This is a genomic window from Ideonella sp. (genome assembly GCF_036277275.1).
Lineage (GTDB): Bacteria > Pseudomonadota > Gammaproteobacteria > Burkholderiales > Burkholderiaceae_C > Ideonella.
In genome coordinates this window covers 1-15,853 of record NZ_DASUNH010000104.1, presented here as the reverse complement: position 1 = coordinate 15,853, position 15,853 = coordinate 1, and the positions used below count along the sequence as shown (strand labels likewise).

The following is a 15,853-nucleotide window of genomic DNA, read 5'->3' as shown; positions in this document are numbered from 1 at the left end:
CCAGGGCCGGCGGGCGGCGCTCAGGCCAGCCCACCGGCATCACGCTCAATGTCGGGAAGCGAGGGGAGTCACCGGCGTGAGCAATAGGGGCCACGTCTCACCCGAGTGGGTATTGCCGTCCACGACGATTTTCCCGTCGGCGTTGATCTTGCCGCTGGGGGCGCTCAGGCTCGAAAGCTGACCGGTCAGCGGGTCATTCGGATCCAGCAGCGTCATCAGGTCTCGCATGCCGGTGGCCGCGTCCCAGTAGAAGACGGTCTCCTGGATATTGCCGCCACTTCCCACCCAACTCATCGCGCCCACCACCTGACCCGCGTCGTTCATGTCCTGGGCGTAGCTCTCGTCAGAGCGCAGCGGCCGGTCGTCGATGTCGACCACACCGGCTTCCGGCGTCCAGAAGAAGGCCTGGAAGCCGTGTTTGGGCGTTTGCATGCCGCCCGCCGCATGACCGAGCTCGTTCAGCGCATAGGGCGTGCCTGGGCGCTGTCGCGGCAGGATGTGCGTCACGCTGCCGTCAGGCTCGTACCGTACGGCGTAGGTGTACCCGCTGTCGAGGTTCTCGATGCTGCCGGCGATCTGACCGGCATTGTTGATGGCTGTCGCCAACGTGCGGCGGTTGGCAGACGGTTTGAGAAAACTCATGCCGTCAGCCTCCGTCCAGCGGAAAGCCTTCCAGACGAATGCGCCGTCGTCCACCGCGCGGATCCCCGCCACCTCGTTCGAATCGTTGATGGCGCGGGCGTCCAGGAACGTCCCCACCTTGCCGGCGAAATAGCGGAATCCGTTGACCTCATCCCAGATGAAGCCAGGGTTGCGCGTCTGCTGGTTTTCGTAGCGGCCGCCGATCACGACACCAAGGTTGTTGATCGCGGTCGGCCAGAACACCGCGTCAGGAAAGTTGGGGTCGCTGAAGGTCTGGGCGCCCGTGGCCTGCGACCAGACGAAGAATCCCCTGGTGTTGCAGGCCCCGATCGCCTGGCCCGCATCATTCAGGCCGAGCACCTGGCAGTAGCTCTGGCCGGCCGGCGGCGTGATGCGTGTGATGCCGTACGTCGGCGGCGCGGCCTGCGCCCCCAGCGAGCCGAGCGTCAGCGTCATGGCGCCGAGCAGGTGCCATGCGCACAACGCGCGATGAGACTTGGTCATGGTGACTCTCCCAGTTGAGTTGAACAACGGGCCACGCTGCCGGCGTGGCCAACCTCTGGATGGCGCCGACGCGTTCCAGCCGGTCACCGCATGCGACTTGGTTCAATCGGGAACGCTCATAGGTACAGACGGATATCGGGTGTCAACTCAGACATTTGTTTTCCGCGACCACGGCCGAGGTGCCCACCGCACCGTCGCGCTGCCGCCCGGCTACACCCCCGCGTTCCCCAGCCGGTCCACCAGGAACTCCACCGCCACCCTCACCTTCGGTATCCGGTAGCGCGTTTGCAGGTACAGCAGGTAGATGCCCGACTCCCCGCCTCGACCGACCGACACCGGCTGATCGAGCGTGACCTGCACCAGCTCGCCACGGTGCAGGTAACCCTTCAAGCCCCACTCCGACAGCAAGACCAGGCCCCGATGCCTGCAGGCCATGGCGATCAGGCTGGCACCGTCGTTGCTGACGAAGGCCGGCGTCACAGGCAGCTCGCGCCAGCCGTCTTCGTCCAGCCCCTGCCACTTGATCACGGCGTTGGGGCCGCGGTACATGAGCGCGCGGTGGGCTTGCAGGTCGTCCAGCGTGCGCGGCGTGCCCATCAGCGCCAGGTACTGTGGTGAAGCCGCGAGAACGAAGCGGTTGGGGTCGAGTTTGCGGGCGACCACGCGGTCTTGCGGCTGGCGGCCGCCGCGGATGGCGATGTCGATCTGGTCGCGGCCCAGCTCCACCAGGGCGTCGCTCAGGTGCACGTCCAGCACGATGTCCGGATAGCGTTCACAAAAGTCCTGCAGCGCAGGCATCAGCAGCAGCTGGCCGTAGCTCGGCATGGCACTGATGCGCAAAGTACCGCTGGGCGTGCTGCTGTGGTGCCCCACCAGCTCGTCGGCGTCGTTCAGCTGGGAGATGCCGGCACGCACCTGCTCGAGGTAGAGCGCGCCGACTTCCGTCAATCGCACCGTGCGCGTCGTACGGTGCAACAGCTCCACGCCCAGCGCGGCCTCCAGGTCGGTGATGCGGCGCGAGATCGACGACGGCGGCACACCGAAGGCCTTGGCGGCGCGCGAGAAGCTCAGGGTATCGGCCACCTTGAGCAGGTATTGCAGGGCGCGCAGCTTGTCCATCACGGGCCTTTCCGTCCGGGTTTCGCTCATTATTGCCATCAAGACAAAAGATTTTGCCGAATGCAATGGATTCCGTCGCGACTGAGTTCTTCCTACGATGTCGTCCATCGCCAACCCAGCCGACCCCGGCACCGACAGGACAACCGACATGACCACGACGATGCTCAAAGCCCAGTACACCGAACGCGGCCCGGTGCCGCAAGCCGTGATCAACGCCGTGCCCTTCGATCGCCCGGCACTGGCCCAGGGTCAGGCCCTGGTGGCCGTGCTGGCCGCGCCGATCAACCCGAGTGACGTGCTGATGCTCACCGGCCAATACGGCATGCTGCCGCCGTTGCCCGCCGTGGGCGGCAGCGAGGGCGTCGGCCGCGTGGTCGAGCTGGGGCCTGATACCCAGGGCCCGGCCGTCGGCCAGACCGTGCTGTTGCCTGCCGGTGCCGGCACCTGGGCCACGCATGTGGTCGTACCGGCGGCTCGCCTGATCCCGCTGCCGAACGACGCCGACCCCCGGCAACTGGCGATGCTCACGGTGAACCCGCCCACCGCGTCGCTGCTGCTGAGTGACTTTGCGGATCTGCAGCCGGGCGACTGGGTCATCCAGAACGGCGCCAACTCGGGCGTGGGCAGCTATGTGGTGCAACTGGCCAAGCTGCGCGGCTTGAAGACCGTCAACATCGTGCGGCGCGACTCGGCCGTGGCCGGCGTGCGGTCACAAGGTGGCGACGTGGTGCTGGTCGACGGCGATGACCTGGCCGAACGGGTGAAGGCCGCCACCAATGGCGCGGGCATCAAGCTGGGCATCGACGCGGTCGGCGGCAAGGCCACGATGCGACTCGCGGCCACCCTTGCCGAGAGCGCCACGATCGTCAACTACGGTGCGCTCAGCGGCGAGCCGTGCAGCGTTTCGCCGCGCGAGCTGGTGTTCCGCGACGTGACGCTCAAGGGCTTCTGGCTGGCGCGCTGGTTCCGCACCACGCCGCAGCCCCAGCAGTTGGGCCTGCTGACCGAGCTGGCCGGCATGATCGCCACCGGCAGACTCAGCACGCCGATCCAGGCGACCTACGATGTCGCGCAGATCAAGGAAGCGGTTGCCGCAGCCGCCGCGGGCGAGCGTCAAGGCAAGATCCTGATCACGCCGTCACACGGCTGAGTCATGCCGTGAAGCGCTGGCGCTAGGGGCGGGTCGCCGGCCCGCCCCATGACAGCCTATTACGGCGCAGCCCACTGCGGAAGGACTTCCCTGCGGGGCAGGTGCATCCTACGGTGCGTCGATCAATGACGAGGGCGTCGTTGTCGGGCACGCCTACTTGACGCGCGACGGCGCCCAGACGTGGGTCGCGACGATGTGGAAGCCCGGCGCCAGCGCCCATGTCATCGGCCTGCTTGCTACCGATCACAAGCTGTCAAGCGCCAGCGGAATCAACGCGAAGGGTCAGGTCGTCGGCGCAAGTGGGCCCGATGAGGAACATGCCGAGGCGTTCATCTGGTCCGAGGCAGAAGGCATGCGCGGCCCTGGGTTCCTGGCAGACGCCGCCCCGAGGAGCCATGGCACCGCCATCAATGCTTCGGGTCAGGTGGCCGGGTCCAGCAGCACCCACCGGCCAAGCCTTACACACGCTGTCCTGTGGGATCAAGCCGGTGCCATCACGGATCTGGGCGCCCTGTCCGACAGGCCCAATCGCTTTCGATCCGGCGCCTACGCCCTCGACGATGCGGGTCGCGTCGTCGGTGTCAGCATGACGAACTAGGGAACGCTCCGCGCTTTTCGTGGACGGCCGCGCAGGGGATGCAGAAGCTTCGCGCACTGACCAAGGACTCCCAGGCGTTTGCCTATGGTGTCAATGACCAAGGGGACACCGTGGGCAATGACCTGCACCATGACGACGCGCACAACTACCGCAGCCACGGCGTCGTGTGGAAAGGCTCCGAGAGCGTCCTCTGGGAACCATCGGCCGCCGTGCACCTCATGAAAAACCTGATCGACCCCAACGATCCGCTGAAGGACCGCGTGCGCCTGCAGTCCGGCTACGCCATCAACCGGCATGGCGTGATCGTCGTCAACGGCATGCTGGACGGCCAGCTTCGCGCGTTTCGGCTGCCGCCGCTGTAGCGCGGCCACCGAGCCCGGACGGCCAATTCGGGTTGATCCGTCAAGAGGCCACGAGCTGCCCCGGCCGACACGTCAACGCTACAGCCCGTCGTTGTCCGAGTCGCCCGGCACGGCCCGTTCGACTGCATCGCGCAGCCGGGTCCACGCGTCCCGGGTGGCGTGCTTGGCGCGCTCCCAGTCCAGCGTCGAGCCTTCGCTCGAATGGGGCCAGTGGCGCGACAGCTCGGGCTCCATGTCGTCGAACGAACGATCAGGGAAGCTCTGGAACGCATTGACCCCGTAGCGGTAGGCCGGTCCGAAGTCTTCGTACCTGGCGCCCTCCGCATAAGGGCGTGAGTGGAAGTTCTGCTGCCAATAGGTGTCTTCTGCGGTGGGATCGACAGACGCAGCCGCGCTCTTGCCCACCCAGCCGCCGAGCATGGCGCCGGTGGCCGCGCCCACCAGCGCCCCCGCCGGGCCTGCCACCGTACCGGCGGCGGCGCCGGCCGCCGCCCCGCCCAGTGCGCCCCCCAGCGTGGGCGCCAAACCGGCGGTGCCTGCCGATTGCGCAGCCTGCTCCGTGGTTGATCCGTCGCGATTGTCCGAGGCCTGTTTCGTGATGGTTCCCATGGCGGCTCCTGAAGTTGTACGCGAGCTGAACCAGCTCGCTGCGCACCGGTGAGGGGCAAAGCAGATGCCGGACGTTGTCGCCTGGCCAACAGACGATGACCTTGCAGTTTTCGCACACCGAGCAAGCCGCGTTCCAGTCTGCTCCTGTCGCACCACACGCCTCCGGCGGGCGTAGACCGGCGCCTGACGCTCACACGACCTTCTCGATCGCCTGCTTGAGCAAGTCCAGCCCCAGGTCGATCTCTTCGTCACTCACCGTCAGCGGCGGTGCAATGCGGAAGACGCCGCCCATGCCGGGCAGCTGCACGATGTTCATGCTCAGCCCGAGCTTCATGCACTCGCGGGTAATGGCGGTGCCCAGCTCTGGCGCGGCCTGCTTGCCGGCCTTGCTCTTGACGATCTCGATGCCCAGCAGCAGCCCGCGGCCGCGCACGTCGCCGATGCAATCGACCGTCTCCTGCAGCGCGCGCAAGCCACGCTCCAACCGCTGGCCGGCGACGCGGGCACGTTCGACCAAGCGGTCACGTTGCACCACCTCCAACACCTTCAGGCCGACCGCAGCCGGCAGCGGATCGGACACGTGCGTCGTGTAGAACAGGAAGCCGCGCGCGTGGCACGCTTCTTCGATCCCCTCGGAGGTCAGCACCGCCGCCAGCGGCAGGCCAGCACCGAGCGTCTTCGAGAGTGTGAGGATGTCGGGCACCACGCCGTCGCGCTCGCAGGCGAGCATCGTGCCGGTGCGGCCGACGCCGGTCTGCGCTTCGTCCAGGATCAGCAGCATGCCGCGCTCGCTGCACTTGGCCTTCAACGCAGCCAGGTAACCCAGCGGCAGGTCGATCAGGCCGCCTGAACTGAGGATCGGCTCGGCGATGAAGGCGGCGAGGTTGCCGCTGGATTGCCGGTCGATCAGGTCGAAGGCGTAGTCGAGCTCAGCCTGCCAATCGAACTGGCCGTTGCGCTCGAAGCGCGGCCGGTATGGATATGGCGCAGGGATGGCGAACGAGCCCACCGCCGCCGGACCGTAACCCTTGCGGCCCGCGCTGTAGGTGGCCGAGGCCGCGCCGCCCGTCATGCCGTGCCACGACTGTGCAAAGCTCACGACCTCGAATTTGCCCGTGACCAGTTTGGCCATCTTGATGGCCGCCTCGTTGGACTCTGCGCCGGTGCTCAGCAGCATGGCCCGGTCCAGCCCAGGTGGCGTGAGCTCGGCGAGCCGAGTGGCGAGGTCGACCACCGGCCGGCTCAGCATGCCACTGAACAAGTGATCCAGGTTTCGAGCGTGCTCTGCCACCACGGCCGCCACCTCCGGGTGCCCGTGCCCCAGCAGCGAACTCATCTGCCCCGACGTGAAATCGAGGATCGCGCGGCCGTCCGCGTCGTACACGAAGCTGCCCTGCGCCCGTTCGATGATCATCGGCTCGAACGTGCTGCCGTAGCGGATCAGGTGCCGGCGGGCGTTGTTCCAGAAGGCGGGGTCGGCATTGCGGGACATCGGGCGCTCCAATCCGTTGATCGTCGGCCGGAGCGTACGGATCCACCGCACCCAACGAAAGCCAATATTTCTGAACCCAGCTATCAGCCTGGCTTGGGCCTGGCACGATCACGCCATGACGCGCCACCTCGACATCGACCTGCTGCGCACCTTCGTCGCGATCGCCGAGACGCGCACCCTCGGCCGCGCGGCCAGCAAGGTCGGCCGAACGCAGGCGGCCGTGAGCATGCAGGTCAAGAAGCTCGAAGAGATGCTGAACCAGCCGCTGCTGAACCGCACCGGCCGCGGCGTGGCACTCACCCTGCACGGCGAGCGGCTGCTCGGCCATGCGCGCACCATCCTGCGCCACCACGATGCCGCGGTGGCCGATGTCTCCGGCGCGGGCCTCACCGGCACGCTGCGCTTCGGCTGCCCGGACGACTACGCCGCCGCCTTCCTGCCGCACATCCTGCGCAGCTTCGCCGGCCTGCACCCGCAGGTGTTCGTCGAGGTGTACTGCGCGCCGACGCCACGGCTGCTGGAGCAACTGGCAAAGCACGCGCTTGATCTGGCGCTGATCTCGACCACCGACGTCGACAGCACCACGCCGATCATCCGCCGCGAGCCACTGGTGTGGGTCGGCAATCGGCATGACGATGCGGTGGCACGCGAACCGCTGCAACTCGCGCTGTCAGACCCCGACACGTTCGACCACCTGGCCGCGTGCGAACGGCTCGACGCGGTGGGCCGGCCATACCGCGTCGCCTATGCGAGCGGCGCCATGTCGGGCCTGCTGGCGGTGGTGCGATCAGGTCAGGCGATTGCGGTGTTGACGCAAGCCGCGGTGCCAGATGATCTGCAAGTCCTGCCGACAAGCGATCGGCTGCCGCGTTTGCCTACGGTCGGCCTGACGGTGAAATTCGATCTTGCCCGGCCACCGGCGTTGGTGGTGGAGTTTGCAGAGCAACTGCGGAGGATCGTGCCGGCGTTGTAGCGCGCGGCGGCCCCGTCTCGGCGGCCACTCAGTCTTGCGCCACCGGGTTGCCCGCCACGCGGAACCACCGTCGCAACGCCCAGGGGCGAGACACCCCGCGAAGCTCTTAAATCGGCACAGAGAGAGGGAGAACAAGGAATCATGGAACTGCTATTCCTGGGCACGTCGTCCGGCACGCCCACCAAGACGCGCAACGTCACCGCGCTGGCGTTGATCGAAGACCAAGGAAGCGGCTGGTGCCTGATCGATTGTGGTGAGGGCACGCAGCACCAGCTGCTGCAAACATCGTTGTCGGTCCGCGACCTGCAGGCGATCTTCATCACGCACGTGCACGGCGACCATTGCTACGGCCTGCCTGGGCTGCTGGCCAGCGCCGGCATGGGCGGGCGAAATGCGTCGCTGAAGATCGTCGCGCCTGAAGGCATCGAGGAATGGTTTCGATCGACCCAGGTGCACACGCAGCTGCATCTGCCGTTCGAGATCGAGTTCGTCCGGGCCGAGCCGCTGCGTGGGCTGCAGGTCGGACAGTGGTTTGTCGATGCGATCGAGCTGTCGCACCGCGTGCCTTCGTTCGCCTACAGCTTCACCGAAGCGCATGTCGAGCCGGCGCTCGACACCGAGAAGCTTCTGCGCGACGGCGTGCCCCAAGGGCCGCTGTGGGGCCGCCTGAAGAAGGGCCAGGATGTGGAGCACCAGGGCCGGCTGCTGCGTCATGCCGACTACCTGACCCACCCCTACGCCCCGCGCAAGATCATCGTCGGCGGCGACAACGACCGCCCCGCCCTGCTGACCGAGGCGAGCAAGGGCTGCCAGGTGCTGGTGCACGAGGCCACCTACACCGCCGACGTGGCCGCCAAGGTAGGCCCGGGCGTGGGCCACAGCTATGCCGAGCTGGTGGCGGCATTCGCGCAATCGGTCGGTCTGCCGCACCTTGTGCTGACCCACTTCAGCGCGCGGTACCAGTCGAACGTGGAGCAAGGCCCGTCGATGGAGGACATACGCTTGGAGGCGGCAAGCGTCTACCACGGCAAGCTGGCCTTGGCCGAGGACTTTGCGCGGTACAGGCTCAACCGCGCGGGAGAACTGAGCTCGATTGCGATTGCCGACTGACGACCCCCGAAGCAAGGCCGTCAGTCAGGCTCGCTCGCGCGCAGACCGAACCCGGTCCGGCGCGTCAGGCGCTTGCCTCGAGCAGCGCAAGATCAGGTTAGCGGGTGACGATGTGACGCGTGCGCTCGACCTTGTCGCCTTGCGGCGAGAGCACCGGGTCATGCGCGACCCGCAGCGGATACAGCTGCTGCGTGGTCACCCTCAGCTTGCTGGCGTACATCGCTTCGTCGAAGACGCCGCCGCTCTTGGGCTTGGCCACGGCGAAGACGGGCACGGCCTTGGCGCCGGCGAACGAGGTGGAGATGTAGTCCCCCACCATGACGCCCTGACTCGTGTCGGCGAGGTCGGTCAGCTTCATCGGCCCGGCCAGCGTCAGCGGCACGCTCCAGCTCGCCCCGCCGTCGATCGAGGAGACAAAGCCCACCGAGAGCTGGCAGGTGCTCTGGGTGCAGCTGGCATTGGGATAGAAGTAGTAGGTCAGCGCCAGACGGGCCGTGCTGCCCGAGCTCTTCTTGTCCACCGCCAGACCGGGAATGAAGTGATCGACGCCGCTCGAGGTTGAATCGATCGGAATGCGCACCGGGGATGTCCACGTCGTTCCATTCGTTGACGTGCTCATCACGATGTCGTTGGAGGAGCAGCCCGAGCGAAAGCGGCAGTCCTGCCACACCGCATAGACCTTGCCCGCGCCATCGACCTCGGCAGAAGGAAGCGGCAGGGTCCGCAGGTCACCCGCCACGCCATGCTCGCTGATGGTGGCCACGGTGATCGTCGAGCTCCAACTGTTGCCGCCATCGGTCGAGTTGTAGGCGATGATCCGGTCGGCGAAAGCGCTCAGCGCCGGGACGATGACTTTGCCGCCAGGCTGCGCCAGCGGCTGGCCGCCGAGACCGGTTCCGCTGTTCGCGGTGGTCTTCTTGGCGCCCCAGGTCAACCCGCCATCCGACGAGGTGCTGTTCAACAGCCGATCGCCGAGGTTGACATCGTCCCAGGTGGTGTAGCAGTTGCCATAGTGCGGGCTCGTCTGGGTGTTGTCGCAGGCGATCCAGTTCTTGTCGTAGAAGCCGGTGGTGGTGGAGACAGCCACCGGCGCCCCCCAGGTGAGGCCGCCATCGGTGGAGCGGCTGACGAGCACGGCCTTTCCCGAGCCGTTGTCGATGCCCAGGGTGGAGATCAGCCAGACCTGGTGCTTTGCGTCATACGCCACCGTCGGGTCGGAAAGGCGGTCGTACGGCCCAGGCGGCGTGCTGTTCACCGTCGTCGAAGGCAGGAAGCCCTTGACCCAGGTCTTCCCGCGGTCCTGCGACGTCGCCCAGCCGACATTCGACGCACCGCCATCGAAAAAGCGGCCGGTCTGGAAGGCCGAGACCACCGTCGCACCAAAGGCAAAAGTATCCGGCTCCACCTGAGTGGCGTGTTGGCTGTCGGGGTTCGTGTACGGATCGGTGCTGATCCGTTTGGCGGCTGAAGCAGGGTCGGCGGTCAGCAAGCCCAGCGCCGAAGCGCAGATCAAAAAACGCGGCAATCCATGCATGGATGTCTCCTGAAAGGTCCACAACAGAAACGCTCACAGCGGCGTCCGGCCATCCGTCAGCGTGGCGCGGTACAACGAACTACTTCAGGAGCACAAGCGAGCCGCCGGCCGCTCGATGCACGAGCGCTGCGGCAAAGACGGCGGTGAAGACCGCCTGGGGGATCAGGGCACGGAACCTCAATGAGCTCGCTCCCGAAGAGCCGCAAAGCGTAGACCTGCCCTGATCCGATGAGAAGCCCGGTACCGCGGGGCTCGCGCAGGCCGCGGCCGAAGCGTGATCATCGTTGATCGGTTTTCGAGTCGAAGTTGCTGCAGCGGCAGGACGACCCGCGCCGGCCCCGGCGACACCCGCTGCAGTTCGATCACGGGTGGTTTTCGATCCAGCTCGAGGACGACTGCCGCTACTTCCGACAGCAGGCCACTTCCGTCATCGACGGCGCCGCGCCGCGCCCGCATCGGCGCGCTTCGCTGCACCGGCCGCCGCATCGCGATCAGCGTCGCGATCGCGAATCGCCGCATTCGCCGCCTTGGCATAGATCTCCGGCTGGTGCAACACACCGACCAGAACGCCGGGCAGCTTCACCACGGTGCCCACCACCTCGCCCACGCCGAACACCTTGACCACCAAATCGCCACTCAAGGACAGCGAGACGATGCGCTCACGTGCCCGCGTGCGCGCTGCCTGCAGATCGCCACGGGCATGGCGCTTGAGCAGCGTCGAGTCCAGCCCCATGTCACCGAACACCACGGCGAATGCGCCGTATTTCACGGCGAGGTAGTTGGCGATCTGTGAGCCCATCGAGTAGCCCACCAGTTCGACCGAGTTGATGACCTCGTCACACAGCACCTCTGTGTAGGCATCGTCGGCGCGGCGAAGCTGGTCGTTGCCGGTGCCGAACTTGGCCGCGAGCACGCCGCCCAGATCGGTCATCACACCACCCCAGCCGTCTCGCTCGGCAAACGGCCGGTCCATGCCTTTGAGAAGGACCAGCGCATGGCCGCTCGCATCGTCCAGCAGCACGAAGCCGGACAGGCCGCTGTCGGGATCATCGAATTGCTTGTACCGGCGGAAATCCACGCCGTCCACATTGATGGCCGCCAGTGAATCGCCGCGCTGGCCGTAGAACAGCTCGCTGTACAACGCCGGCACCCTCAGCGGATCGATCGCACGGCGCTGCTTGCCAAGCTCTCGCGGGGTCGGCTCGTGTGCGCGGCATGCACCGTCCGTCGGTGCCGCTGCACCCGCCGCCCTGAGCATCGGCAAGGGGCTGGAGGCAACCACGCCTGGCGAACGGCCGGGCACCGCGGCCTCATGGTGCTGGATCGCGCGCTGGCTGGCGCAGCCTGTCAGCACCAACGGCCACACAGCCACGATCCACCCAGCACGCCGTCCCAGCCCTCGGAAGATCGATATGTTGCATCGGGTGAAACAGGTCAGCACAGGCATGATGGAAGTGTTGGGCGCCAACGTGGCTTTGGGTCATGAACGCGACGAGGCACTTCCACTTCTCTGCAATGCTGATGAGGTATCAGCTGTGCAGAGACAGCGCTCACCCGGGCCGCGAAAACAGATCTTGGGTTCTGATCTGCCTGCAGGCCGGTAGCGAGCGCCAATGAAGGGCCATCGTAGCGGTGGGCAATCAACGCTCCCGCGGTTGGAGCGCGCAACATTCCAACGCCACTGTGCGCTTCTGTAACGACGCAGCAATGACAGGCTCGTGGTCCCAAGCCGCCCGTTCTGCGCCGGGGTAGCCCTCCGATCAGCACCAACGCGCGCCCGAGGCGCTGCGATGCCTTCGTTCTGCCTATCGCCCGCGCCGGGTCAGCGCAGCCTGCCTGGCCGCAAGCCTGGCTCGAGCAGTCGCCGATGCGCTGGAGTACACCCGGCGTTCACACCCCTCTCCCTCCAGCGCCGAGCCCGCGCGATCCCAAGCAGCGCCTAGGCCGGCGTGGCCAGGTAGGCGCGTCTCACGCCGTTGAACGCGCCCTGCCCCACGATCTGGCCGTGGTTGTTGATCGCGGCGGCGCTCAAGAGCCGCCAGCCCGCCGAGGCTTCGTCGATCAGCTTGTTCAGCTCATACATGACGCCGTCTTGCCACATGAAGGCATAGGTGCCTCGCTCGGCCCGCTCACACTCCCCGACCACCACGCCGGCCCGGTTGATCGCCTTCGCCTGCGAGCTGGCCCGCTCGCCGAGGACCAGCGGTGGAATCAGTGTCACCTGCCCGTCCTGCCAGACGAACGCGATCAACGGGCTCGAGGGGGTCTTGCGCAGCCACCCGCACACCTGGCGGCCGTCGTTCAAGCTCAAGGCATTGTGGCTGTAGGCGCCAGGGATCTCGAGCACCTCGACCTGGCCACCGAAGCGAACGAAGGCCTTGTCGCCGATGTCGGGCGTTTCCCCGCGGTGGTAGCCGGCCATGTCACCGACGCTGTTGATGCAGCTGCCTGTGGCAGCGACGTACCCGGGCGCCTTGTCGATCAGCACGAACTCGCCATCGGCGGCGATGAATGCTTCGTAGTTGGCCGTCTGGCCCACGACCATGCCAGCGTCGTTGATGGCTCTCGACGAGACAGCAGTCACCTGATCGTTACGCAGGTAGCGCAGCTGATTGTGGGACCACACCCAGCCCTTTCCCGGTACCCACGGCCACCGGTCCAAATCCTGGCCGGCGATGACGCCATGGTTGTTGATGCCGCTCCCCCAGGAGGCGGTCCCCTCCCACGGCATGCCCACCATCTGCCCATCCCGGGCCTTGAAAGTGACGCCTCGCCCTTCTCCGTCATGCCGCGTGGCCATGCCAGTCGCAACCCCGCGGTCGTTCAGAGCGGTCACCCTGATGGTGGAGCCCCCCAGGTCACCGAGGTCGGTGATGCGCAGGCGCGGGGGCTCGCTGCTCGTGAAGCTGCGGGCGGCAACTGGCAGCCCGGTCATCGCCAGCGCGGCGCCCCCGGCTTGGGTCAGGAAGGCGCGGCGGTCGGTGGGGGTAGACATGGAAGTGACGGATTATGGTAGTGAACCAGCCGCCGATCGTAATGGAAGATCGGCGATGTGGCAGGCCATCGCCGAGCGACGTCTACGCCCGGCAAGAGCGCCAGCTCGGCAACGTTGACCTGCCATGTGCGCAAGCGGCCTGAGTCCGCTTGCGCACCCATCTACCTCACGCGTTCAACGCGCGATCCTGAACGACGATGTCATGTCGTTGAAGTTCGCGGGCACCAGCGACGACGTGTCGCCCGTCAACACCAGCGCCCGACCGCCGTAGTTCGCGTGCTCGTACAGCGTCACGCGGGTGCCCGCGGGAACGCGGACTGACGAAAACAGGTCGTTCCACGAAGCGCCCACCCACGAGTTGTCCGTCGAGGAACACAGGGCCCTGCCGGTGTAGTTGATGTGCTCGTAGAAGCAGGCCTGGGGCGCCGCCCCGATGCGGTAGTTGCCGACGATGCCTTTGGTGCCGTTGATCGCGCGCGCCGCGTCGGCCCAGTTCTCCTGGCCGCAAGGTTGGCCCGAGCAGCCGCCGATGCGCGGGTTCGAATACTTGTAGTAATGCGTCCCGGCGTACGACATCACGTCGCCGTAGTTCGTGCCCGGCACGATGTAGCCCCAAGCATACGGGAACACCGGCTCGCCGCCGCCTTGCGCGTGGTCGTGGTTCATGCCGAAGTTGTGGCCCACCTCGTGGGCCATCACCATCGTCGGGCAGTTGTCGTCGGTCACGCCATAGGCCCAGTCGGCATGGCCGGTCGGGCCCTTGGTGACGCTCAAGTAGGCGATGCCGCAAGAGCCCACACCCACCGTCGGCTTGTGCAGCAGGTGCACCACGTCGGCCTTCGAGGCGTCGCGCGCCGGGTGGACACCCGAGAACGCGCCCTGGCCGTTGGTGATCATCGTCAGCAAGGTGCCTTGGTTGACGTTGTCGTCCTGGTTCACGTACATCGCCCGGACGAGCCGCGCGGTCACCTCGACGGCGCTGTCGCGCAGGATCTGGTTGAAGATCGCCATCTGGCTGTCGATGCGCGCGCGGGCGCCGGCGTCGCCACCGTACCGGCTGACCATGTTGGGCGTGTAGACGACCATCATGTCGACCGTCGTCTGCGCTTGAGGCTGGATGCCTTCTTCATGTGCGTGGGCTTCACTGAGCTTCTTGTCGACCGCGGCGCTCAAGGTCTCGGGCAGACGCGGCTCGGCCAGCGGCGCATAGCCGATGCCGGCGCGCTGCGGGTCGATCAGCCAGGTCTGGCCGGTGCGGCCTTCGAGGCGCAGCCCGCCGTCACGCAAGGTGACGATGCCGTTGGCCAGGCCATCCGGCGCTTCGGTCAGGATCACCCGAAAGTCTTTGCCCAGATCGCGCACGTGACCGACGAAGGTGTGGTTGCCTGATTCGGCACGGTGCGTCTCGTCGTGCACGACGACCACGCTGCGGCCGTCCGGCAGGTTCAGTTCCACCTCGGCGCCGATGGGCAACTTGCGCAGCTGGCGCATGTTCACGTTGACCGGGGACGTGCCCTTGGCTGGCAGATCGGCAGGCCGTACCGATTCGAGCTTGGCCAATGCGGTGCCTTTGGCGTGCGTACCGAAGATCTTCACATCGGCCGCGAACGCGCTCGAGCTTGCAATGACAGCGGCAGCGGCGACGGCGCCCCATTTCAGGCTTTTCAACATGCTCAGTCTCCTATCAGTTTCAGATGGATGGTGGTCCCTGCCGATCGGTCGGGCTCGCGGCCCGCTTCTCGTCTTGATGAAATCGAAAAGGGCGGCCGATGGTCACGACCGCCCTTGGCTCATCACGGTGCCCAGGCCGCCTCGACCGCCCAACGCGAGTCGTTCTCGAAGCTGCCCGAGGTGTTCCAGTCGCTGCCGCCGTAGCCGTCGGCGATCCACACCTGTGCCGCGTAGTGGCGCAGGTAGCGGTTCGGGTAGTTGATGGCCGCAAAGCGCACCCCGCCGCCCTGCCCGCCTGCGGTGCAGAAGGTCGCGTCCTGGTGATAGAGGTCGGAGTTCTCCAGCGGCGTGCGCTTCACGCGCGAGGCCTGGTGGCGCAGGTATTCGCCGGGGAAGTTGCGTGACTCGAACGAGTAGCAGCTCGTATTGGCCAGGCCCGGCACGAGGCGCCAAGTGGCGTCGGCCTTCAGCACCGCGTCGCTGCCGCTGGTCACGACCTCGGTGTTGGCTACGCCATCGATGTGGCGCAGATAGCGGTTGTCGAAGCCCGGCGTCAGCACGCGCAGCGACTGGAAGTTGCCGGTCGGCAGGATCACCGCGCTGCGCCACCAGCCCACTTGGGGCGACCAGGAGGCATCGGCCTTGAACAGCTCGCTGTTGTCCGACTGGTGCAGCCACACCGCCTCGGCCTGATGGCGGATGTAGAAGCCCGGCTTGTTGGCCGATTCGAAAGACACACCGCCGCCGCCATCCAGCGCCTTGCGCGGGCAGAAGGTGGCCGATTGCCTGAAGGCGTCGCTGTTGTCGCTCGCGTCGATGCGCATGCGGCCATCGAGATGGCGCAGGAACTTGCCGGCAACGTTGACCGATTCGAAAGAAAGGCACGCGCCATTCGACAGGCCGGCCACCGGCTTCCACGACGCGTCCTGCTTCAGAAGCGCGCCGCTGGCATCGTCGACGACCGCCGTGTAGCCCAGGTTGTCGAAGTGGCGGATGTAGCGGTCGGTGACGCCCGGCGTGACCGTGCGCAGCGAGTACGAGGTGCCGAGCCTGAAGTACGGCACGCCTTCGACCAGCGCCTGGTTGGTGGCACG

At 66.7% G+C, this 15,853-nt stretch carries 14 protein-coding genes; 5 read left to right on the top strand and 9 right to left on the bottom strand.

The window, feature by feature from the left end; translation table 11 throughout:
• Positions 1-45 precede the first annotated feature (45 nt).
• Positions 46-1,098 carry a hypothetical protein gene (locus VFY73_RS17390; protein ID WP_329721030.1) on the bottom strand — a complete coding sequence of 351 codons (1,053 nt, stop codon included), beginning with the start codon at positions 1,096-1,098 and terminating at the stop codon, positions 46-48.
• Between the two features lie 258 nt (positions 1,099-1,356).
• On the bottom strand, positions 1,357-2,265 hold the full coding sequence (locus VFY73_RS17385; protein WP_329721028.1) for a LysR family transcriptional regulator: 909 nt from the start codon (positions 2,263-2,265) through the stop codon (positions 1,357-1,359).
• 148 nt (positions 2,266-2,413) lie between these two features.
• On the opposite strand from VFY73_RS17385, the gene VFY73_RS17380 reads away from it, so the two are divergent.
• The 3 genes from VFY73_RS17380 (at position 2,414) to VFY73_RS17370 (ending at position 4,375) form a co-directional block, all read left to right on the top strand.
• Complete coding sequence (locus tag VFY73_RS17380) at positions 2,414-3,415, top strand: zinc-dependent alcohol dehydrogenase family protein (protein ID WP_329721026.1); 1,002 nt, start codon at positions 2,414-2,416, stop codon at positions 3,413-3,415.
• A 157-nt stretch (positions 3,416-3,572) separates the two neighbouring features.
• Entirely contained in the window at positions 3,573-4,013 is a 441-nt protein-coding gene (locus VFY73_RS17375) for a hypothetical protein (RefSeq protein WP_329721024.1), read from the top strand.
• A gap of 38 nt (positions 4,014-4,051) precedes the next feature.
• Positions 4,052-4,375 carry a hypothetical protein gene (locus VFY73_RS17370; protein ID WP_329721022.1) on the top strand — a complete coding sequence of 108 codons (324 nt, stop codon included), beginning with the start codon at positions 4,052-4,054 and terminating at the stop codon, positions 4,373-4,375.
• 78 nt (positions 4,376-4,453) lie between these two features.
• Here the strand turns inward: VFY73_RS17370 and VFY73_RS17365 are convergent, their stop codons facing one another.
• Both VFY73_RS17365 and VFY73_RS17360 read right to left on the bottom strand, forming a co-directional pair.
• Positions 4,454-4,984: a hypothetical protein gene (locus VFY73_RS17365; RefSeq protein WP_329721020.1), complete on the bottom strand. Its 531-nt coding sequence runs from the start codon at positions 4,982-4,984 to the stop codon at positions 4,454-4,456.
• A 190-nt stretch (positions 4,985-5,174) separates the two neighbouring features.
• Positions 5,175-6,476: an aspartate aminotransferase family protein gene (locus VFY73_RS17360; RefSeq protein WP_329721019.1), complete on the bottom strand. Its 1,302-nt coding sequence runs from the start codon at positions 6,474-6,476 to the stop codon at positions 5,175-5,177.
• Between the two features lie 115 nt (positions 6,477-6,591).
• Between VFY73_RS17360 and VFY73_RS17355 the strand changes: the two genes are divergently transcribed.
• Both VFY73_RS17355 and VFY73_RS17350 read left to right on the top strand, forming a co-directional pair.
• On the top strand, positions 6,592-7,449 hold the full coding sequence (locus VFY73_RS17355) for a LysR family transcriptional regulator (RefSeq protein ID WP_329721017.1): 858 nt from the start codon (positions 6,592-6,594) through the stop codon (positions 7,447-7,449).
• A 141-nt stretch (positions 7,450-7,590) separates the two neighbouring features.
• Positions 7,591-8,559, top strand: a complete 969-nt coding sequence (locus VFY73_RS17350) for a ribonuclease Z (RefSeq protein WP_329721015.1) — start codon at positions 7,591-7,593, stop codon at positions 8,557-8,559.
• 97 nt (positions 8,560-8,656) lie between these two features.
• On the opposite strand, the gene VFY73_RS17345 is transcribed toward VFY73_RS17350, so the two are convergent.
• The 5 genes from VFY73_RS17345 to VFY73_RS17325 all read right to left on the bottom strand — a co-directional run.
• Complete coding sequence (locus VFY73_RS17345; protein WP_329721013.1) at positions 8,657-10,093, bottom strand: sialidase family protein; 1,437 nt, start codon at positions 10,091-10,093, stop codon at positions 8,657-8,659.
• A gap of 427 nt (positions 10,094-10,520) precedes the next feature.
• The gene (locus VFY73_RS17340) at positions 10,521-11,465 is read right to left on the bottom strand and encodes a hypothetical protein (RefSeq protein WP_329721011.1); all 945 of its coding nucleotides are present in this window, start codon (positions 11,463-11,465) and stop codon (positions 10,521-10,523) included.
• A 567-nt stretch (positions 11,466-12,032) separates the two neighbouring features.
• Positions 12,033-13,088 carry a hypothetical protein gene (locus VFY73_RS17335; RefSeq protein WP_329721009.1) on the bottom strand — a complete coding sequence of 352 codons (1,056 nt, stop codon included), beginning with the start codon at positions 13,086-13,088 and terminating at the stop codon, positions 12,033-12,035.
• A gap of 174 nt (positions 13,089-13,262) precedes the next feature.
• A complete protein-coding gene (locus tag VFY73_RS17330; protein ID WP_329721007.1) occupies positions 13,263-14,759 on the bottom strand; it encodes a M12 family metallo-peptidase in 1,497 nt (498 codons plus the stop codon).
• Between the two features lie 122 nt (positions 14,760-14,881).
• On the bottom strand, positions 14,882-15,853 hold a 972-nt coding region (locus tag VFY73_RS17325), incomplete at its 5' end, for an AbfB domain-containing protein (RefSeq protein ID WP_329721005.1).